Below are 19,114 nucleotides of genomic sequence, written 5' to 3' on the forward strand. Positions count from 1 at the left end.
GACTACGGAGCGATCTCGAGGTGGGTGATCAGGCTGGTTTCGGGGTCGAGGGTGAAGCGGTAGATGAGGTCGACCACGCCGCCGGGGAAGTCGCCTTCCAGGTGGTTGGTGGTGACGTAGTGGGTCTCGTCGAGCTTTTCCACGTGGGTCAGCTCGACGGTGTAGGTGTATTCGGTGGCGGCGGTGTCGCGCCAGCGGTGGATCTCGTCGTGGCCGGTGTAGGTGGTTTCTTCGTCGACCACAACGGCGTCGGGGGTGAAGGCCGACAGGAGGTCGTGGGCGTTGGCCCGGTGGGCCGGGTCCGCCTCGCGCAGGTAGGTCACGATCGAGTGCGGGAGGTGCTTCGCGTGGTCGGCGGCGGTCGGGTCGGGCGGGGTGGGGATGGTCATCGGTTGCCTTCCGTGGAGAGGGTGAAGGAGGAGCGGCCGAAGGTCCGGCCGTTGATCTGGAGTTCGAGCGCGTGCTCGCCGGCGTAGTACCGGCGGGTCGAGATCGGCTTGAACGAGTGTTGTCTGGCGATCGTCGCCGACTCCCCCGGCGCGAGCGTCCGGGTGGTGAGCTTGAAGACCTTCGGCGCGAGCGTCCCGTTCGCCTTGACGTGGTGGACGACGTAGTCGATCGCCAGCCGCAACTCGCCGTCGCCGCGGTTGTGCGCACTGAACTCGAAAGCCAGCGACTCCCCCACGGCAACAGCCGGTACTGCGACCAGCGGCCCGTCCACCACCAGCCCCGCAGGTGGCTCAAACCCCAACAACGCAAGGGCTCCCGGGTCAGCCGCCTTGATCAAGGTACGCAACGCATGCCGTACGAGCCGCGTGGTACTCGGCACCGGCGAAGCCAGCCACTCACCGGCGATCGCGACCGCCAGGGCAGGGTCGAGCCGGCTCAGGTCGTTGAGGTGGTTGGCGACCGAGCGGCGGACGTACTCCGATTCGTCGCGCCGCAGCGCCTCGAGGATCGGCCGCGTCACGTCGGGCCGCTCGATCAGCCCGGGCACCCGCTTGGCCCAGGGCAGTCGCGCCCGGGTCCCTTCGCTCGCCAGCCGCCGTACATGCTCATCCGGATGCCGAGTCCACTCGAGTACGACCGCCAGTGTGCGATCCAGCTCCGCCGCCAGGAAGGTCCGCAGCGCGAACTCACCGGTCAGCCGCGGCGTCAGCGCGGCGATCAAGGCAAGGCCCGCCTCGAGCTCGTCATCAGCGACCGCCCGGACAGCGACAGCCTCGGTGACCGGCCAGATCATCCAGCCGGTGAAGCCGGGATCGTCGAGCGCCGCCCGGAAGATCTTCTCCATCGCCCCGTACTCCGTGGGCAGATCGGCCAGCAAGGCGTCCCGCACCAGCCGGCCGCGCTCACTGAAGGCCAGGCCGGCCAACTCAGCAGGTGCCGCGGCCACCGTAGCCAGCTCCAGCGAAGGGGCCGCCCGGCGAAGGCAGGCGCCGAGGGCGACCACAGCCGCAGTGCTGAGCATTTCTTCCGCAGTGGGCACGGGGACCTCTCGACGAAGTTACTTTCAAATTAGCAGTAACTGGGCAGGCAGCCAAACCCGGCCTGCCTACTACTGTCGGCGCCATGATGCAGCTGAAGGTCATCGGGGTAGGCGCCGGCGATCCGGACCACGTGACGATGCAGGCCGTGAAGGCACTCACCGCGGTCGACGTGTTCTTCGTCCTCGACAAAGGCGAGGTCAAGCAGGAGTTGGTCGACCTGCGCGAGGAGATCCTGCGACGGCACGCGGGTGACCGCGAGTACCGGGTCGTCTTCGGCCGGGACCCCGAGCGCGACCGCGGCAGCGACGCGTACGTCGAGTCCGTCGACGACTGGCGCCGCCGCCGCGCGGACGTCTGCGCGGACCTGATCGCCAAGGAGCTCGAAGACGGCCAGACCGGCGCCTTCCTCGTCTGGGGCGACCCGTCCTTGTACGACAGCACGCTGGCGATCCTCGACGACATCCTGGCCCGCGGCGAGCTGACCTTCGAGATCGAGGTCATCCCCGGCATCAGCAGCGTCTCCGCCCTCGCGGCCCGGCACCGGGTCGGCCTCAACCAGGTCGGCAAGCCGATCGAGATCACCACCGGCCGACGGCTGGCGAAGAGCTGGCCCGATGACGTCGCCGACGTCGTGGTGATGCTCGACGCGCAGACCGCCTTCAGCCGGCACACGGATCAGGATGCCGACATCTACTGGGGCGCCTACCTCGGCACGCCGGACGAGATCCTGATCGCCGGACCGCTGTCCGAGGTGTCCGAGCAGATCGTCGAGGCGCGTGCGGAAGCGCGCCGGCGCAAGGGCTGGATCATGGACACGTATTTGTTGCGCCGCCGCTCAAAATAATTACCAAAGGTTCTTTAGAAAATCTAGAGCGCACGCTCTTCTGCTCGCTGGCCGGTGGATCTAGCTTGTTCGGTGTCCACCCGCCCCCATGACCTTTGGCGCGCGCCCCCACTGCGCCAGGTCAGGACAGAGGAGTGCCATCGTGAAGATGCCTCGTTTCGTGCGCGTTCTGCCGGTCCTCGCGGCCCTCGGAGTCGTGCTGTCCATGCTCGTCACGGCGCCCGCGGAAGCCCGCGTGCAAGCCCCCACCGCGACGACGGCCTGCAACTACCCGAACTGGGTGGCCGGCGCCAACTACGTCACCGGGAACGTCGTCAAGTACACCAACGGCCTGTACTACATCGCCGAACACGACAACCCCGGCTACGACCCGACCATCAGCACCTGGTTCTGGGACCCGTTCAGCTGCGATGGCGGCACCACCCCGCCGGCCTGCAACTACCCGAACTGGGTGGCCGGCGCCAACTACGTCACCGGCAACATCGTCAAGTACACCAACGGCCTGTACTACATCGCCGAACACGACAACCCCGGCTACGACCCGACCATCAGCACCTGGTTCTGGGATCCCTACACCTGCAACGGCGGGCCGACGGATCCGCCGCCGACCGGCAGCTTCCCGGTGACCGAGTCGCAGTTCAACTCGATGTTCCCGAGCCGCAACTCGTTCTACACCTACTCCGGCCTGGTCGCCGCGGCCGCAGCCTTCCCCGGCTTCACCACCACCGGCGACGACGCCACCAAGAAGCGTGAGGCAGCTGCCTTCCTGGCCAACGTGAACCACGAGACCGGCGGGCTGGTCTACATCAAGGAGATCAACACCGCGAACTACCCGAACTACTGCCACCCGGAGCTCCCGTACGGCTGCCCGGCCGGCCAGTCGGCGTACTACGGCCGCGGTCCGCTGCAGCTGAGCCACAACTTCAACTACAAGGCCGCCGGCGACTACCTCGGCATCGACCTGCTCGGAAACCCCTACCAGGTCGAGCAGAACGCGACGGTCTCCTGGAAGGCCAGCCTCTGGTACTGGAACACTCAGTCCGGTCCGGGCACGATGACGCCGCACAACGCGATGGTCAACGGCGCCGGCTTCGGCGAGACCATCCGCAGCATCAACGGCTCGATCGAATGCAACGGCGGCAACCCGGGCCAGGTACAGAGCCGAGTGGACGCCTACAACCGCATCACCGGCATCCTCGGGGTCTCCCCCGGCAGCAACCTTTACTGCTGACCCCTAGACCAAAGGTGTAGCCGTAGTGGCCGTGCGGCCGAAGCGGGGTCTGTACGACCTGGCAGAGGCTGCACGGCATGAGGACAACTATTCGCAGGAAGGTGTCGCTGGCAGCAGCCTTCGCGCTGCTGCCGGCCGCACTACTTGTCAACCAGGCCACGGCATCCCAACCCGCAGCCACCCCCGGTCCCGTCGTACGGACCGACAACGGGCAGGTGCGCGGGCTGACGACAGCGACGACCGAGGTGTTCAACGGCATCCCGTACGCCGCCCCGCCGGTGCACGCGTTGCGTTGGCGGCCCCCGCAACCCACCCAGCCGTGGACGGGCGTGCGGGACGCGACCAAGCTGTCCAGCGCCTGCCCGCAAGGGGACAACCCGGAAGCGCCTGGCGGCTCCAGCAACGAGGACTGCCTCTACCTGAATGTCACCAGGCCGGCCCAGCAGTCCGCGAAGCCGCGTGCGGTGGTCGTCTGGATTCCCGGCGGCGGATTCTTCTCTGGCGCGGGAAATAGCTACGAGGCCTCGAAGATGGCTGCCCGCGGCAACGTCATCGTTGTCACGGTCAACTACCGGCTGGGGATCTTCGGCTTCTTCGGCTACCCGGGGCTGCCCGCCTCCGGCACCTACGGCATCCAGGACCAACAGGCGGCCCTCCGCTGGGTCCAGCGCAACGCCCGGGCCTTCGGCGGCGACCCGCGCAACGTCACCGTGGCGGGCGAGTCCGCCGGTGGCATGAGTGTGTGCGCCCAGCTCACCTCACCGACCTCCACCGGCCTCTTCTCCAAGGCAGTGATGCAGAGCGGCTCCTGCGCCTTCAACTGGGCCGCCAACAGTCAGTACCCGGGGCAGGCGGCTGATTCGCCGTGGGTCTCGCAGAGCACCGTGCAGCAGAACGGTAAGGAGTGGGCGGCCGACAACGCGGCCAAGCTCGGCTGCAAAGCTGGACAACCGAGTCTGGACTGCCTGCGCGCGGCAGACCCCGCAGTACTGGTCGAGGACACGCTGAACTTCACGCAGATTGCCTACGGCGGCACTGCGGTGTTGCCGCTGAGTCCGGCCAAGGCGATGAAGGCCGGGCTGTTCCACCGGGTGCCCTTACTGTCCGGCAACAACCATGACGAGGCATCGGCGTGGTTGAGCGCATTCAACGGTGGGGTACTCACCGATGCCGACTACCCGCGACTGGTGACCGACATGGTCGGCGTGGCTGATGCCCAGAAGGTGCTGAGGCAGTACCCGCTGTCGAAGTACGGGTCGACAGCTGCTGCTTGGACTGTGGTGACCACTGATCGGATCTGGTCGTGCACGCAGGTCGCCAACGATCAGCAGGCGGCTCGGAAGGTCCCCGTGTACGCGTACGAGTTCGCCGACAAGCATTCGCCGCTCTCCCAGCCGGGACAGGGCGCGGCACACGCTACGGAGTTGCCGTACCTGTTCAGCCTTGGCGGGTACGAGTTCCCGATGACGGATGCGCAGAAGCGGCTGTCGGAGCAGATGATCGACTACTGGACGGCCTTCGCTCGCACCGGCAACCCGAACGGTCCTGACCGGCCGTACTGGGCACCGGCAGGCAAGAAGGCCGTCACCGGCCTCTCACTCGCGCCGACCGACCAGGGCGGCATCAAGAAGGTCGATCTGCGGGCCGAGCACTACTGCGGCTTCTGGGCCGGTCTAGGCGACTGACGGAGTACGGCGCTCGCGCTGACTGCTGACGAGTTTGGCGATCCAACCGCTCGGGATCAGCGCGAGCAAGCCGTAGAGACGTACCCCCGGCACCAGCGCGAGAAGGAACGCGGCCACCGCGCAGCCGAGGAAGGCGATGGAGCCGACGATCTCGCGGTCGGTGACGGGGTTGTCGTCGGCCTCCAGCTCCTTGTGCCCGTGGACGAGCAGCGTGAGCGCCGTCTGGGTCGCGGCGAGCACGACCAGGGTGCCGGAGTAGAAGGCCGCCGAGAAGGTGTCGCTGGTGAACTGGCCGATGATCTCGGTCGGGAACGGCAGCACCACGATGCAGAGCAGCCAGAGCATGTTCAGCCGGACCAGCATGCCGTTGTAGGCCTTGACGTGCTCGAAGACGCCATGGTGAACCAGCCAGAACCGCCCGATCACCACGAAGCTCAGCAGGAACGACAAGATGGCCGGCTGGTTCTCCTGGATCACCGCGAACGGATCGGCGGCCTGACCGTTGTTCGCTTCCGACTGCGCCTTGGCCACCTCGGTGACGACTTCCACCAGCGGGAGGATCAACAGGGTCACCGCGATCGCGACCACTGCGTCGGTGAAGAGCACCAGCCGGTCGGGGTTCCTCGTCATGCTCACGGGCGACCACGGTAGCGCAGCAGGAGTGTCGTACCGACGAGCAGTGCCACGACGACAAAGGCGGACGCGGCAACGAACGCGATGCTGTAGCCGTCCCGCAGTGCGGTGATCGTGGTCGCTCCATCGGCCACCCGTCCAGCGGTGCGCGAGGCGGCCAGCGTTGCGAGTACCGCAGTACCGACTGCTGCGCCTGCTTGCTGGGCGGTGTTGTTGAGTCCGGAGGCCAGCCCGGCATCGCCGGGCTCTGCGCCGGACATGGCGAGCATGATCGCTGCGGGGATGCCCACACCGCTACCGACACCCATGAGGAGGAGTGGGGCCACCACGTTGGTGAGGTAAGAGCCGTTGACTGGAGCTTGGCTCATCACCAGCAGTGCGGCGAGGAGGGCGGTGAGGCCTACCAACAGGAGCGCGCGGGCGCCGAAGCGAGCGATCAGGCGGGGGCCGATGAACAGGGACATCACTCCACCCAGGACCGGCGCGGGGAGGAAGGCCAGGCCGGTGTGGAGCGAGTCGAAGCTCAGTACTCGCTGCAGGTAGAGCGCAGTCATGAACTGGAAGCCGAAGCCGGCTGCGAAGAGTAGGACGACTACCAGGTTGGCAGTGGTCACCTGGCGGTTGCGGAAGATGTGGAGTGAGAGCAGTGGCTCAGCGGCGCGGGCCTGGCGTAGTACGAAGGCGGTGAGGAGGGCTACCGCTGCTGCCGCGAGGACTAGCGTGCGCGGGAGGTCTGCGGTCGGCTCTGCGGTCTGGACGATGGTGTAGACGGACAGTGAGAGGCCTGCGGTGACGAGGACTGCGCCTAGTACGTCGGCGCCTTTGCTGAGGCCCAGGCCACGGCGGCTGTTGAGCAGGCGGGTGGCGAGAACCAGGGAGACGATGCCGATGGGCACGTTGATCAGGAAGGACCAGTGCCAGCCGACCGTCTGGGTGATGACTCCGCCGAGGATCAGGCCGATCGAAGCGCCGCCGGCGGAGGTGAAGCCGTAGACGCCCATCGCGCGGGCCTGGTCGGCCGGGGCCGGGTAGAGGCCGACGATCATGCCGAGGATCACCGCGGAGGCCAAGGCGCCGCCGACGCCTTGGAGGAAGCGGCCGGCGATCAGTACTTCGGAACTGGTGGCGACTCCACAGAGCAGCGAGGCCGCGGTGAAGACGGCCAGGCCGGCGAGGAAGACCTGCTTGCTGCCGATCAGGTCGCCGATCCGGCCGGCCAGCAGGAGGAGGCCGGCGAAGGCGATCAGGTACGAGTTCATCACCCAGGCGAGGCCGGCCTGGCTGAAGCCGAGGTCGCTCTGGATGGTCGGCAGCGCGACCGTCACGACGGTGGCGTCGAGGATGATCATCAGCTGCATCACGCAGAGCACGGCGAGCGCTCTGGCGCGCCCGGGCTGGGCAGGACTGGTGTGGCTGGTCGGCTCGATCGTCGCGGTCATCGGTCGTCTCCTTGTCAGCAGGGCAGGACAAGTACGACCTTAACAGATAGTTCGGTAGTAGACGATCTTTTAGCGGATCATGTACGCCGACGCGGACGGCGTACCGGTTGCGCCTCGACCGGGGTGGCGAGCGGCCCGCCGACAAGCTCGGCCAAAGCGTCGGCGAACGGCCCGCGCTGCGAGGCGGCGAGGGCGGCGAGCGCTTCACCGTGCACTCTGTCGACGACTTCCTGACCGTCCGCGGCAGCCTTGGCACCCGCGGGGGTGACCGCGATGATCCGGGCACGACGGTCGGTCTCCGACGGCTTGCGCTCGGCGAGACCGGCCTTCTCCAAGGCGTCCACGGTGCCGACCATCGTCGTCTTGTCGAGATAGGCGAGCTCCGCGAGCTGGATCTGGGTCCGCTCCTCCTCGAGCGCGTACACGAGCACGCACTGCATCCGGGGGGTCAACCCGATCTCCGCCAGCGCCGCGGTCAGCTGGGTCTCCAGGACATGGCCGGCATGGATCAGCATCCCGGTCAGGTCGGGCACGGTGCGCAACGGAGTCTCAGCCATGCGTTCATCCTAGCTCGGGATTATCCGCTGACAGATGGTTCGTCACATCAACTACTTGCCTCCGGCGTCGTCGATCGGCGGAAATGCGACCTGGTGGCCGGGAGCGAGCAGGGTGGCGTGAAATCGCGAGCTTGGCGGCTCCGGCGCGGCTGGACTGGGGCGATGACTGCATTGGATACGCCGTCCGTCAGCACGCGGCCCCGATGGCTGGGAGTGGGTGCGGTGACGCTGGGGATCTTCCTGATCGTCACCACGGAGATTCTGCCGATCGGGTTGCTGGGCCCGATGGCGGACGAGTTCAGGGTCTCGGCCGGCCGGGCGGGGCTGTTGATGACGGTGCCGGGGTTGGTGGCGGCGGTTGCGGCGCCGGTGATCACGGTCGTGACCGGGCGGCTGGATCGGCGGGTGATGCTCGGTGGGTTGATGGTGTTGCTGGCGGGTGCGGACTTCCTGGCGGCGGGCGCTTCGCAGTACTGGGTGGAGCTGGTTGCGCGGGTGATGGTGGGGATGGTGATCGGCGGGTTCTGGTCGATCGGGGCGGGGCTGGCCGCTCGGTTGGTGCCTGAGCGGTGGGTGGTGCGGGCGACGGCGGTCATTTTCAGTGCGGTGCCGTTGGGGTCCGTGCTGGGCGTACCGGCCGGGACCTTCGTTGGGGAGCGATTCGGGTGGCGGGTGCCATTCGTAGTACTGGGGGTGGCGGCCGTCGGGGTGCTGGCTGGGCTGCTAGCGGTGGTGCCGGCGTTGCCGCCGCTGCAGGTGACCAGGGTGGCTGTACTGCGGGATGTGCTCCGCCTGAAGCAGACGAAGCTCGCCCTGGTCGCCACCTGCTTGATCGTCACCGCCCACTTCGGCCCCTATACCTATGTGACTCCGTTCTTGCGCGACGTCACCGGCACAAGCAACATCAGCCAGCTACTGCTCCTCTACGGCGCAGCAGGTCTGGCCGGCAACTTCCTAGCCGGTACTACGGCCGCCAACCACCTGCGAGCCACCTTCATCACCAGCGCGACCCTCATCGCCGCGGCGACCCTCCTGCTGCCCGTACTCGGCCACACCACCACTGCCGCAGCCGCTCTCCTGGTCATCTGGGGAGTCGGGTATGGCGCAGTACCGGTCTGCTCGATGACGTGGTTCGCGCAGGCGGCTCCTGGTGCCAGGGAGGCCGCCACTGTGCTCTTCACCTCGTCGTTCCAGGCGACTCTGTCCACTGGAGCGCTGCTCGGCGGGCTGGTCGTGGACGCGGGCAGTGTCTCCACTGTGATGCTCTGCGGGGGTCTTGCGGCGCTTCTGATGGTGCTGGTCGTCAGTGCATCTGTGCTAGACAGGCGGTAACCAAAGGGGCCCATCGTGGACCAGTTAACTCTCGGCGTCATCGGCCGTTCCCGCAAAGAGAACGAGCATCGGCTGCCGATCCATCCGCATCATTTCGAACGTATCGACGACGACCTGCGGCAGCGCATCTTCCTCGAGTCCGGGTACGGCGAAAAGTTCGGCATCTCCGACGTGGAGCTGTCCCGGTCCGTAGCCGGCGTCCTTGACCGGGAACAGCTGATCGCCAGGACCGACGTCGTACTACTGCCGAAGCCGCAGCACGAGGACCTGGCCGAGTTCCGCACCGGCCAGACCCTGTGGGGCTGGCCGCACTGCGTCCAGGACGACAAGGTGACCCAGCTCGCGATCGACCGCGAGCTGACCCTGATCGCCTTCGAGGCGATGAACCACTGGACCGACGACGGCCGGTTCAACCTGCACGTCTTCCACAAGAACAACGAGCTGGCCGGCTACTGCTCGGTGCTGCACGCGCTGGAGATGATCGGCTCGACCGGTGACTACGGCCGCCGGCTCAACGCGGTGGTGATCGGCTTCGGCGCGACCGCGCGAGGCGCCGTGACCGCGCTGGCGGCGCACGGGATCCACGACGTCGACGTCCTGACCGGGCGTGGCGTGGCGGCGGTCAGCTCGCCGATCCACTCCGCCCGGATGATCCAGTTCGACCACGAGGACGCCGACGACAGCAACGACCCGCGGCGCAGCCACGCGCTGATCGACGACGACCGGGTGCCGCTGGCCGGCTTCCTGGCCCAGCACGACATCGTCGTGAACTGCGTGCTGCAGGATCCGGACGCGCCGCTGACGTTCCTGATCGAGGAGGACCTGGACCAGTTCGCGCCGGGCAGCCTGATCGTCGACGTCTCCTGCGACCTGGGGATGGGCTTCAGCTGGGCCCGCCCGACCGGCTTCGCCGAGCCCACCTTCACGGTCGGCGAGAACATCACGTACTACGGCGTCGACCACACCCCGTCGTACCTGTGGAACTCGGCCAGCTGGGAGATCAGCGAGGCCCTGCTGCCGTATCTGCGGACAGTGCTCGACGGACCGGAGTCCTGGCACGCCGACACCACGATCGACCGCGCCATCGAGATCGAGGGCGGCCGGATCCGCAATCCGGGCATCCTCTCCTTCCAGCACCGCTCCCCCATCCACCCGCACGCGCACCTCTAGCCGGTACTACGCCCGCGCGGCGGCCTGCTGGAGGGCTGCTGCGCGGGACAACGGGCGGGAAAGTAGCATCACGCCGTGGTGCCTCCTGAGAGAACTGTGCCGGACCGCTGTCCGGGCGTTCTCGCTGTGCACGAGGCCGCCGATGGCGGGCTGGCCCGGGTGCGGCTGCCTGGCGGGGTGCTGAGCGCCTCGCAGCTGCGGGTGCTCGCTGCGGCCGCCGTGGAGCTGGGTGACGGTCACCTGGAGCTCACGTCACGGGCGAACGTACAGATCCGGGCGCTGCAGCCCGGGGCGCCGGTGGAGGTGTCCGAGCGGTTGTACGCGGCGGGGCTGCTCCCGTCGATCACGCACGAGCGGGTGCGGAACATCCTCGCGTCGCCTCTGTCCGGGCTCGACCAGTACAGCCTGTACGACGTACTGCCGCTCGCTGGCGAGCTAGACCGGCTGCTGTGCGCTACACCGGGGCTCGCCGCCTTGCCTGGTCGCTTCCTGTTCGCGCTGGACGACGGGCGGGGGGACCTGGAGTCCTCCAAGCCAGATGTCGCTGTCCGGATGGTCGATCGCGGACGGGGTGAGTTGCTACTTGCTGGGGTCGCTACTGGAGTACAGGTAGCGGTTGAGCGGGTGGCCGAGGTCATGGTGGCTGCTGCGGAGGCGTTCCTGGCTGTGCGGGGTGAGCAGGGGTCTGAGGCTTGGCGGCTGGGTGAGTTGGAGGATGGGCCGCTGCTCGTTCTGAAGCGGCTTGGTCTTGATGGCAGTCCCGCTGCGGTTCCGGTGGGCGTCAGGCGCGGGCCTGCTGCGGCTGGGGTCTTTGAAGGCGGGGTTGTAGCTACTGTTCCGCTTGGGGTGCTTGGCGCGGAGCAGGCTGAGGCATTGGCCGAGTCTGGGGATGAGGTGCGGGTTACACCTTGGCGGTCGGTCGTGGTGGTCGGCAATGGGCCGGTGCAGCGGCTGACTGCGGTGGGACTGGTGCTTGAGAAGGCGTCGCCTTGGAACGGGGTTACCTCGTGTGCGGGGCGGCCGGGGTGTGGGAAGGCATTGGGGGATGTTCGGGGGGACGCTCGGCGCGTAGTACCGGGATGGTCGGGCGGTGGGCGGGTGCACTGGTCCGGGTGTGAGCGGCGGTGCGGGAAGCCCGGTGGAGAGTTTCTGGACGTGGTTGCCCTCGGGGGTGGCGGTTACGCGGTCGATGGGGTCGCGATGGGAGTCGATGAAGTGAGGGCACACAGGTGAGCGAGAAGTACGAGTACGTGGCCGACGGAGCGGAGATCTACCGGCAGTCGTTCGCGACGATCCGGGCCGAGGCGGCGCTGGACGGGTTGCCGGCCGATCTGGCGCAGGTCGCCGTACGGATGATTCATGCCTGCGGGATGACGGATCTGGTGCAGGATCTGGCCTTCTCCGACGGAGTGATCAAGGCCGCGCGCACCGCGCTGCAGGCGGGCGCGCCGATCCTCTGCGACGCGTCGATGGTCGCGGCGGGAGTCACCCGCAAGCGGTTGCCTGCAGCCAACGACGTCGTCTGCACGCTGAGCCATCCGTCGGTCCCCGAGCTCGCCCAGCAGCACGCCACCACCAGGAGTGCCGCCGCGATCGATCTGTGGGCGGACCGGATGGCCGGATCGGTGGTTGCCATCGGCAACGCTCCGACCGCGTTGTTCCGGTTGCTCGAGCTGATCCGCGACGGCGCTCCGCGACCGGCCGCGATCCTCGGGATTCCGGTCGGGTTCATCGGCGCCGCCGAGTCCAAGGACGCCTTGGCCGCCAACGAGCTGGGACTCGAGTACCTGGTCGTCCGCGGCCGCCGGGGTGGCAGCGCGATCACCGCTGCCGCCGTCAACGCGATCGCGAGCGAGGACGAATGACCGGACGGCTCTGGGGCGTCGGGCTCGGCCCGGGCGACCCCGAACTCGTGACCGTGAAGGCCGCCCGGCTGATCGGTGAGGCGGACGTCATCGCCTACCACAGCGCGCGGCACGGCCGGAGCATCGCGCGGTCGGTGGCAGCGCCGTACCTGCGTGACGGTCAGGTCGAAGAGCTGTTGATGTACCCGCTGACGACGGAGACCACTGATCACCCCGGCGGCTATCAGGGCGCCATGGACGACTTCTACGCCGACTGCGCCGCACGGCTCGCGGCGCATCTCGATGCCGGGCGCAACGTCGTAGTACTGGCTGAGGGCGACCCGTTGTTCTACGGGTCCTACATGCACATGCACAAGCGGCTCACTGACCGCTACACGTGCGAGGTGGTGCCTGGGGTGACCTCGGTGAGCGCAGCGGCCGCAGTACTCGGGCGGCCGTTGTGTGAGCGCGACGAGATCCTCACGATCCTCCCGGGCACGCTGCCGCCCGAGGTGCTGGCCGAGCGGCTGCGTAGTACCGACGCTGCTGCCGTCATGAAGCTCGGGAGGACTTTCACCAACGTACGCGAGGCTTTCGAGCTCGCCGGCCGGGCAGACGAGGCTTGGTACGTCGAACGCGCGACCACCGACGCCCAGCGCACCGCTCCCCTGACAGACGTCGATCCGGACTCAGTGCCGTACTTCTCCCTCGCCCTGCTCCCCAGCCCGATCAACACCCCGGCACCCGAGGCCCTAGCCCCCACGGTGAGTGCAGAGGGCTCAGTGACGGTGGTGGGGCTAGGACCGGCCGGGCCCGAGTGGATGACGCCACAGGTCCGCAATGCGATCGCCGAGGCCGACGACCTGATCGGCTACGGCCCGTACGTCGACCGGCTGCCCGACCGCGCCCGGCAACGCAAGCACGGGTCGGACAACAAGGTGGAGTCCGAGCGGGCCGCCTTCGCCCTCGACCTGGCCCGCAAGGGCTCGCGGGTCGTCGTGGTCTCCTCTGGCGACCCAGGGGTGTTCGCGATGGCCAGTGCGGTCACCGAGGTCGCCTCGCAACCGGAGTACGCCGATATCGCCGTCACCGTGCTACCAGGGATGACTGCAGCGCAGGCGGTGGCCAGTCGGGTCGGTGCGCCCCTCGGCCACGACTACTGCGTGTTGTCGCTGTCGGACCGGCTCAAGCCGTGGGAGGTGATCGCTGCACGCCTGAGCGCCGCAGCGGCCGCTGATCTCGCTATTGCGATCTACAACCCGGCCTCGAAGTCCCGGACGTGGCAGGTGGCCGCTACGCGTGATCTGCTGCTGGAGCACCGCGCACCGACGACCCCTGTGATCGTCGGCCGCGATGTGGGCGGTGCGAGCGAATCAGTCACTGTCACCACGCTGGCCGAGCTGGACCCGGCAACCGTCGACATGCGGTGCCTACTGCTGATCGGTTCGTCGCAGACCCAGACTGTGCCGCGCCCCGCCGGGCCACTGGTCTTCACTCCCCGCCGCTACCCGCATACAGGAGATAGTTAATTCCTCTGAAGTCCCGCATGAGTCGCCCGGTTCCCGGGTAGGCCCCCGCCGCAGGGCTGACATGTGAGGGGAACGGCAGTGGAGCAGAGCATCCTGGATGGACCTGAGGCCGACACGACGACCCGGCGGTACGAGGAAGCCCGGGCCGCTGCGGCCCGTGCGATGACCAGCGTCACACTGGTCCCCGACAAACCGGCGGCCGAGCAGACCGAGCCGGAGCGGCTGTCCTACCGGGGCTTCAAGTTCGGCGCCGCGTTCTTCGGCTGGCTGATCATGGGCTCGATGCTCGTCCTGCTCACGGCCCTCGTCGGCGGAGCGGCCACCGCCGCCTACTACATTCTGGGCTATACCAAAACCGATCTCGAGGACAACGCCGGCACCGTCGCCATCAGCGCCGCGGCAGCGGTGGTCCTGGTGATCAGCCTTGCCTTCTACATCGGTGGCTACGTCGCGGGCCGGCTGGTCCGGTTCGACGGGATGCGGCAGGGATTCGGGGTCTGGATGATCACGCTGCTGCTGATCGTGGTCGCCTGCTCGATCGGGGCGTTCCTGAACAGCAACTACGACTACACCGGCCGGATCGACCGTCCCGACGTACCGCTCAGCAACGACAGCCTGCTGACCGGCGGGCTGATCACGGCGGCCGCGCTGCTGATGCTGCCGCTGCTGTTCGCGCTCCTGGGCGGCAAGACCGGTCAGCGCTATCACACCAAGATCGACGATCTCATCGCTTAAAGAGTCGGGACGAATACGCGGGGGTACCAGGCAGTCGAGAACGGGGCTGTCGAGGTGAGGAGACGGCGAGATGGTTCAGCAGTACCGGGACGAGGCTGACACCCAGCAGGTTCCGCACAAGCAGTTCACCGAGGACACCGCGGTGGAGCGCCCGACGGCCACCCACCGCGCCGACATCAAGACGTCTACAGCGGCCGAGGTCGACCCGGCGTACCGGGGCTTCAAGTCCGGTGCCGCCTTCTTCGGCTGGCTGATCGCGATCGGCCTGACCGTGCTGCTGACCGGCGTGATCGGCGCGGTCGCGGCCGCGGTCGACTACGCGGTCACCATCGACCGGGCGACGGCCGAGGACAACGCCGGCACCATCGGCATCGTCTCGGCCGGGCTGCTCGTGCTGATGATGGCGATCGCCTACTACAACGGCGGGTACGTCGCCGGCCGGCTCGCCCGCTTCGACGGCGCGCGACAGGGATTCGGCGTCTGGGCGATCGGGTTCATCGTGACGCTGGTCGTCGCCGGGATCGGCGCGCTGGCGGGTTCGCAGTACGACGTCCTGGACCGGCTCGATCTGCCCTCCGTCCCGATCGCGAACGAGGATCTGACCGCCGGCAGCGTGATCCTGGCGATCGCCGTCGTGGTGGTCAGCCTGCTGGCCGCGGTCATCGGCGGCAAGGCCGGTCAGCGCTACCACAAGCGGATCGACAACAGCTGGAGCTGAGGTAGCGGGAGTAAGGCGGCCGGCCCGGCTGTTGCACCTGGTGTGAAGAGGACCCAGGTTGCGGTGATCGGGGCCGGCCAGGCCGGGCTGTCGGCGGCGTACCACCTCGTCCGGATGGGGTTCCCCCGGTACGACGGGGTGGTGGTGCTAGACCGCAACCCGGCCCCTGGTGGCGCCTGGCAGCACCGGTGGGACTCACTGACGATGCATGACGTGCACGGCATCGCCAACCTGCCAGGAGTCGACGTACCGCCCAGTGCTGGCGTGGAGCGGGCCAACGCGTTCGTGCCGCAGTACTTCGCCGACTATGAGGCTCGGTTTGAGCTACCGGCCGTACGGCCGGTGGTCGTGGAGAGCGTGCGGCATGAGGGCGAGCTGTTCGAGCTGAGCACCGACCACGGCGACTACGAGGCCGAGGCGATCGTCAACGCGACCGGTACCTGGAACCGGCCGTTCATCCCCTGGTACCCGGGGATCGAGACGTTCCAGGGGCGGCAACTGCACACTGCCGACTACAACGGCGCGGGCGAGTTCGCTGGGAAGCACGTGCTGGTCGTTGGTGGGGGTGCATCGGCGGTGCAGCTACTGGCGGAGATCTCCGAGGTTGCGACCACCACGTGGGTGACCAGGCGGCCTCCGGAGTGGCGGACGCCGGGTGAGGAGTTCGGGCCGGAGATCGGGCGGCAGATCATCGCCAAGGTCGAGGAGCGCGTCCGGGCCGGGCTGCCGCCGAAGAGCGTAGTCGCGGTGACCGGTTTGCAACTGCGCGAGCAGGAGCAGGCGGCGTACCGGAAGGGTGTCTACACCCGGCTGCCGATGTTCTCCCGGATCACTCCCGACGGCGTGGAGTGGGCCGATGGTCGGGTGGAGCACGTCGACGCGATCCTGTGGGCCACCGGCTTCCGCGCGGACCTGGCGCATCTCGCACCGCTGCATCTGCGCGAACCGTCCGGTGGGATCCGGATGGACGGCACGCACACGGCACTGGAGCCGCGCGTGCACCTGATCGGCTACGGGCCGTCGGCCAGCACTATCGGCGGCAGCCGCGCAGGCTTCCAGGCCGCGCGGCAGCTGCGGGATCTCTTGCAGCCAGTCGCTGCCTAGCCCCTGAGGCGGAACAGCAGTTCGGTCTCCCACTGGTCCATCGGGACCTCTTGGGGGTCGGACTTGTAGACCTCGAGGCGGCTGCCCCAGTTGTTGCCGTCGGCGTCCCACTCCAGACCTTCCTTCTCGGCCCAGGCGAGCAGCTCGCGGGTGACACCTTCGAGCTCGCCAGGGTCACCGATGTGGGTGACGCTGGCGTAGCGGCCGCCGGGCAGCACGCCGCCGACGATCTCGCCCTCGCCGTGATGCCGCTCCTCGACCGGCAGGCCGATCTCCAGCACGAGTCCGTGCTCCATGTCGACCACGGCGTAGCGGAAGAACACGTCGCCGATCGGGTTGATACTGCGGGCCGCGAGCCAGCTGAACAGCTCCGGCGTACGCCGGGCGAAGTCGGCGATCTGGTTCATCGCGATCTTGCCGCGCAGCGCCATGTACGGCTGGTCCTCGCGCTCGACGATCGTGGGTTCCATTCCACTCCTCCAATGCGTCTCCGGTGCAGACTAACCCCTTGCAGGGCACGCCGTTGAGGCGTGTACTGCAAGAGCCAGGGGGTGGGTTCGATGAAGCGTTTGCTGTTGGTCCTTGCGTTGCTGTTGACGTGTATGACGCTGCCTGCGGCAGCTGAGCCGGCTACCTCGATCGGCTATCCGGCGAGTGCGACGGCTACCAGGTACAAGGGGCCGGCCTTCGACACGTGTACTGCGCCGACGGTCGCGCAGATGTCGGCGTGGCTGGCGTCGCCGTACCGCGCGGTGGGGATCTACTTCGGCGGGGTGAATCGCGGGTGCGCGCAGCCGCAGCTCACGGGCAGTTGGGTGAGCACTGTGACGCGGATGGGGTGGCGACTGATCCCTGTGTACATGGGGTATCAGGCGCCATGCACTACCCGGGCCAACGCGGTGAAGCTGACCGTGTCGTCTGCAGCCGCACAGGGGACGGCTCAGGCGGCCGATGCCGCGGCCAAGGCAGCAGCGATCGGGCTGCTGCCGGGTAGTGCGCTCTACGGCGACATGGAGCACTACAACGTCAACGACGCGACCTGCCGGACCGCAGTACTGAAATATCTCTCCGCCTGGACGAAGGAACTGCACCGGCGCGGCTACATCTCCGCGGTGTACGCCCACCAGGACTCCGGCGCCCGCCACCTGGCGGAGGTCTACAACTCGACCATCTACGCACGACCCGACGCGGTGTGGATCGCGCGCTGGAACCAAAGCTCCGCACTGACCGGCTGGCCGCTCATCTCCGACCGCTACTGGTCCGTGGGCCAGCGGGCCAAGCAGTACAACGGCGACCACAACGAGACGTACGGCGGTGTCACCCTCAACATCGACAACGACCGCTTCGACGCACCGGTCGCCTCGACTTGGTACACGTACACGGTCCGGACGAACATCTACGCCTACAGCGGGCCCTCCACCGCTTACCCGAGGCGTGCGACGATCGCGCACAACGCGGCCGTCCGGATCGTGTGCCAGTCCTTCGGCCCCAAGATCGGCACCAGCGCCGTCTGGGACAAGCTGATCGACGGCACCTGGGTCACGGACTACTACGTCCGCACACCCGGCAACCCCGGCTACAGCGCGCCGATCCCGGGCTGCAGCCTCCCGTACCAAACAACTACCGACAACCTGGCCAGGCGCCACGGCCCCGGTACGTCGTACGCCACCTATCCCGGCCTATTGCCGGCCGGCTCGCTGGCCTGGGTCACCTGCCAACGAGCCGGCACGAAGGTCGGCACTACGTCCGTCTGGAACCGCCTGAGCGACGGCAGCTGGGTCACCGACTACTACGTCGCCAACCCAAGCAACACCACCTACAGCGCCCCCATCCGCCGCTGCTAAAACCTACTGAGCCCAGGGCGGCTGGACCGTAGTTCCGTCTGCCATAGTGCCGGTGAAGCCTGCGGTGATGGCGACGTAGAGCTCGGCGTCGGTGTCGCCCAGGTTGCGGACCTGGATCGGGTCTCCGGCCAGTACGACGGCTGAGTCACCGGCCTCGAGCTTCTCGCCGTCCGGTGTGAGCTGGACCGTGCCGGACAGGACCATGAAGACCTCGTCGCGGTCCAGGGTGTGCGGCGCGTCGTCGCGCGGAGCGGTGTCGAGGCGCAAACGCCACGTGCACAGGCCCTTGGAGCCCAGGCTGGGTGCGGCCTGCACGGTGAACCGGGCGCCCGGAAGGTCGAACTGCGGCGCATCGGCCGCGCGGGTGATCGGCATCTCATCCCCCTATTTAGACAAGCTGACTTGTTCAACTCGACTTGTCTATCATGGGTGACATGGCGACGAATGGCAACCCCGATTTCGGCATCCTGCTGCTGCTCGCGGAGCAGGAGTTCGTCCGCGAGCTGCGCGCGGCCACCGCGGAGCTGGGCTTCGACGACCAGGGCCGCTCCGACGGTTTCGTACTCCGCACCCTCGGGCGCGCGCCGTCGACGATCAGCACCTTGGCGACCCGGCTGGACATCACGAAACAGGGCGCGGCGCAGATCATCGACGACATGGAAGCGCGCGGCTACGTCGAGCGCCACCCCGACCCCACGGACGGCCGAGCGCGGCTGATCCACTTGTCGGAACGCGGCCGCGCAGCGCTCGCGGCGGCTCGACGGTTCCACCAGGCGTACGAACGTCGCCTGCGAAAGACGCATGGCGACGAGGCGATCGACGCCATGCGGACGGTATTCACCGCGATGGCCGGCGAGGAGAGCACGACGGATCCGCACTTTCGGCCGCTGATGTTCTAGCCTCCGACCGGTTGGGCTCCGACCGCCAGCCCATCAAACGCCCACCAACCCACCCGACAC

20 protein-coding genes are annotated in these 19,114 nt (G+C 67.9%); 13 read left to right on the forward strand and 7 right to left on the reverse strand.

What is annotated here, in order from left to right; translation table 11 throughout:
• Positions 1-2 precede the first annotated feature (2 nt).
• On the reverse strand, positions 3-389 hold the full coding sequence (locus ABD116_RS01890; RefSeq protein ID WP_343964079.1) for a nuclear transport factor 2 family protein: 387 nt from the start codon (positions 387-389) through the stop codon (positions 3-5).
• Entirely contained in the window at positions 386-1,489 is a 1,104-nt protein-coding gene (locus tag ABD116_RS01895; RefSeq protein WP_343964081.1) for a DNA alkylation repair protein, read from the reverse strand. Before ABD116_RS01895 ends, ABD116_RS01890 begins: the two co-directional genes overlap by 4 nt.
• 83 nt (positions 1,490-1,572) lie before the next feature.
• Here ABD116_RS01895 and cobF point away from each other — a divergent pair, with 83 nt between their 5' ends.
• The 3 genes from cobF to ABD116_RS01910 all read left to right on the forward strand — a co-directional run bounded on the left by cobF (position 1,573) and on the right by ABD116_RS01910 (position 5,250).
• Positions 1,573-2,334, forward strand: coding sequence for a precorrin-6A synthase (deacetylating) (gene cobF, locus ABD116_RS01900; protein ID WP_343964083.1), 762 nt, complete (start codon positions 1,573-1,575; stop codon positions 2,332-2,334).
• Between the two features lie 148 nt (positions 2,335-2,482).
• The gene (locus ABD116_RS01905) at positions 2,483-3,565 is read left to right on the forward strand and encodes a chitinase (RefSeq protein WP_343964231.1); all 1,083 of its coding nucleotides are present in this window, start codon (positions 2,483-2,485) and stop codon (positions 3,563-3,565) included.
• A 77-nt stretch (positions 3,566-3,642) separates the two neighbouring features.
• Positions 3,643-5,250 carry a carboxylesterase/lipase family protein gene (locus ABD116_RS01910; RefSeq protein WP_343964085.1) on the forward strand — a complete coding sequence of 536 codons (1,608 nt, stop codon included), beginning with the start codon at positions 3,643-3,645 and terminating at the stop codon, positions 5,248-5,250.
• Here ABD116_RS01910 and ABD116_RS01915 read toward each other — a convergent pair.
• The 3 genes from ABD116_RS01915 to ABD116_RS01925 form a co-directional block, all read right to left on the reverse strand.
• A complete protein-coding gene (locus tag ABD116_RS01915; protein WP_343964233.1) occupies positions 5,239-5,880 on the reverse strand; it encodes a TMEM175 family protein in 642 nt (213 codons plus the stop codon). The genes ABD116_RS01910 and ABD116_RS01915 overlap by 12 nt on opposite strands.
• Positions 5,881-5,882: 2 nt before the next feature.
• Positions 5,883-7,322, reverse strand: a complete 1,440-nt coding sequence (locus ABD116_RS01920) for an MFS transporter (protein WP_343964087.1) — start codon at positions 7,320-7,322, stop codon at positions 5,883-5,885.
• A 77-nt stretch (positions 7,323-7,399) separates the two neighbouring features.
• Positions 7,400-7,879: a MarR family winged helix-turn-helix transcriptional regulator gene (locus tag ABD116_RS01925; RefSeq protein ID WP_343964089.1), complete on the reverse strand. Its 480-nt coding sequence runs from the start codon at positions 7,877-7,879 to the stop codon at positions 7,400-7,402.
• Between the two features lie 162 nt (positions 7,880-8,041).
• Between ABD116_RS01925 and ABD116_RS01930 the strand changes: the two genes are divergently transcribed.
• From ABD116_RS01930 to ABD116_RS01965, 8 genes are all read left to right on the forward strand, one after another.
• Positions 8,042-9,211 (forward strand): MFS transporter, encoded by a 1,170-nt coding sequence (locus ABD116_RS01930; RefSeq protein WP_343964091.1) that lies wholly within the window; start codon positions 8,042-8,044, stop codon positions 9,209-9,211.
• Positions 9,212-9,226: 15 nt separating this feature from the next.
• Positions 9,227-10,381, forward strand: a complete 1,155-nt coding sequence (locus ABD116_RS01935; protein WP_343964093.1) for a N(5)-(carboxyethyl)ornithine synthase — start codon at positions 9,227-9,229, stop codon at positions 10,379-10,381.
• Positions 10,382-10,456: 75 nt separating this feature from the next.
• Positions 10,457-11,614: a precorrin-3B synthase gene (locus ABD116_RS01940; RefSeq protein WP_343964095.1), complete on the forward strand. Its 1,158-nt coding sequence runs from the start codon at positions 10,457-10,459 to the stop codon at positions 11,612-11,614.
• Positions 11,611-12,246: a precorrin-8X methylmutase gene (locus ABD116_RS01945; RefSeq protein ID WP_343964097.1), complete on the forward strand. Its 636-nt coding sequence runs from the start codon at positions 11,611-11,613 to the stop codon at positions 12,244-12,246. The genes ABD116_RS01940 and ABD116_RS01945 overlap by 4 nt, the downstream gene beginning before the upstream one ends.
• The gene (locus ABD116_RS01950; protein WP_343964099.1) at positions 12,243-13,754 is read left to right on the forward strand and encodes a precorrin-2 C(20)-methyltransferase; all 1,512 of its coding nucleotides are present in this window, start codon (positions 12,243-12,245) and stop codon (positions 13,752-13,754) included. Before ABD116_RS01945 ends, ABD116_RS01950 begins: the two co-directional genes overlap by 4 nt.
• Before the next feature lie 78 nt (positions 13,755-13,832).
• Positions 13,833-14,489 (forward strand): hypothetical protein, encoded by a 657-nt coding sequence (locus ABD116_RS01955; protein ID WP_343964101.1) that lies wholly within the window; start codon positions 13,833-13,835, stop codon positions 14,487-14,489.
• A gap of 70 nt (positions 14,490-14,559) precedes the next feature.
• On the forward strand, positions 14,560-15,207 hold the full coding sequence (locus tag ABD116_RS01960) for a hypothetical protein (RefSeq protein WP_343964103.1): 648 nt from the start codon (positions 14,560-14,562) through the stop codon (positions 15,205-15,207).
• A 42-nt stretch (positions 15,208-15,249) separates the two neighbouring features.
• Positions 15,250-16,311 carry an FAD-dependent oxidoreductase gene (locus ABD116_RS01965; protein WP_343964105.1) on the forward strand — a complete coding sequence of 354 codons (1,062 nt, stop codon included), beginning with the start codon at positions 15,250-15,252 and terminating at the stop codon, positions 16,309-16,311.
• On the opposite strand, the gene ABD116_RS01970 is transcribed toward ABD116_RS01965, so the two are convergent.
• Positions 16,308-16,781: a GyrI-like domain-containing protein gene (locus ABD116_RS01970; RefSeq protein ID WP_343964107.1), complete on the reverse strand. Its 474-nt coding sequence runs from the start codon at positions 16,779-16,781 to the stop codon at positions 16,308-16,310. The two genes, ABD116_RS01965 and ABD116_RS01970, sit on opposite strands and share 4 nt — an antisense overlap.
• 90 nt (positions 16,782-16,871) lie before the next feature.
• Between ABD116_RS01970 and ABD116_RS01975 the strand changes: the two genes are divergently transcribed.
• Positions 16,872-18,155, forward strand: coding sequence for a glycoside hydrolase domain-containing protein (locus ABD116_RS01975; RefSeq protein ID WP_343964109.1), 1,284 nt, complete (start codon positions 16,872-16,874; stop codon positions 18,153-18,155).
• Positions 18,156-18,158: 3 nt separating this feature from the next.
• On the opposite strand, the gene ABD116_RS01980 is transcribed toward ABD116_RS01975, so the two are convergent.
• On the reverse strand, positions 18,159-18,530 hold the full coding sequence (locus tag ABD116_RS01980; protein ID WP_343964111.1) for a cupin domain-containing protein: 372 nt from the start codon (positions 18,528-18,530) through the stop codon (positions 18,159-18,161).
• A gap of 59 nt (positions 18,531-18,589) precedes the next feature.
• On the opposite strand from ABD116_RS01980, the gene ABD116_RS01985 reads away from it, so the two are divergent.
• Complete coding sequence (locus ABD116_RS01985; RefSeq protein ID WP_343964113.1) at positions 18,590-19,054, forward strand: MarR family winged helix-turn-helix transcriptional regulator; 465 nt, start codon at positions 18,590-18,592, stop codon at positions 19,052-19,054.
• Positions 19,055-19,114 lie beyond the last annotated feature (60 nt).

The sequence above is a fragment of the Kribbella koreensis genome (assembly GCF_039525325.1).
Taxonomy (GTDB): Bacteria; Actinomycetota; Actinomycetes; order Propionibacteriales; family Kribbellaceae; genus Kribbella; species Kribbella koreensis.

Coding starts and splice junctions, on each gene's coding strand:
- ABD116_RS01905 (WP_343964231.1), top strand. CDS start 2,483: ATGCCTCGTTTCGTGCGCGTTCTGCCGGTCCTCGCGGCCCTCGGAGTC.
- ABD116_RS01980 (WP_343964111.1), bottom strand. CDS start 18,530: ATGCCGATCACCCGCGCGGCCGATGCGCCGCAGTTCGACCTTCCGGGC.
- ABD116_RS01930 (WP_343964091.1), top strand. CDS start 8,042: ATGACTGCATTGGATACGCCGTCCGTCAGCACGCGGCCCCGATGGCTG.
- ABD116_RS01920 (WP_343964087.1), bottom strand. CDS start 7,322: ATGACCGCGACGATCGAGCCGACCAGCCACACCAGTCCTGCCCAGCCC.
- ABD116_RS01915 (WP_343964233.1), bottom strand. CDS start 5,880: ATGACGAGGAACCCCGACCGGCTGGTGCTCTTCACCGACGCAGTGGTC.
- ABD116_RS01985 (WP_343964113.1), top strand. CDS start 18,590: ATGGCGACGAATGGCAACCCCGATTTCGGCATCCTGCTGCTGCTCGCG.
- cobF (WP_343964083.1), top strand. CDS start 1,573: ATGATGCAGCTGAAGGTCATCGGGGTAGGCGCCGGCGATCCGGACCAC.
- ABD116_RS01925 (WP_343964089.1), bottom strand. CDS start 7,879: ATGGCTGAGACTCCGTTGCGCACCGTGCCCGACCTGACCGGGATGCTG.
- ABD116_RS01960 (WP_343964103.1), top strand. CDS start 14,560: ATGGTTCAGCAGTACCGGGACGAGGCTGACACCCAGCAGGTTCCGCAC.
- ABD116_RS01950 (WP_343964099.1), top strand. CDS start 12,243: ATGACCGGACGGCTCTGGGGCGTCGGGCTCGGCCCGGGCGACCCCGAA.
- ABD116_RS01970 (WP_343964107.1), bottom strand. CDS start 16,781: ATGGAACCCACGATCGTCGAGCGCGAGGACCAGCCGTACATGGCGCTG.
- ABD116_RS01975 (WP_343964109.1), top strand. CDS start 16,872: ATGAAGCGTTTGCTGTTGGTCCTTGCGTTGCTGTTGACGTGTATGACG.
- ABD116_RS01890 (WP_343964079.1), bottom strand. CDS start 389: ATGACCATCCCCACCCCGCCCGACCCGACCGCCGCCGACCACGCGAAG.
- ABD116_RS01910 (WP_343964085.1), top strand. CDS start 3,643: ATGAGGACAACTATTCGCAGGAAGGTGTCGCTGGCAGCAGCCTTCGCG.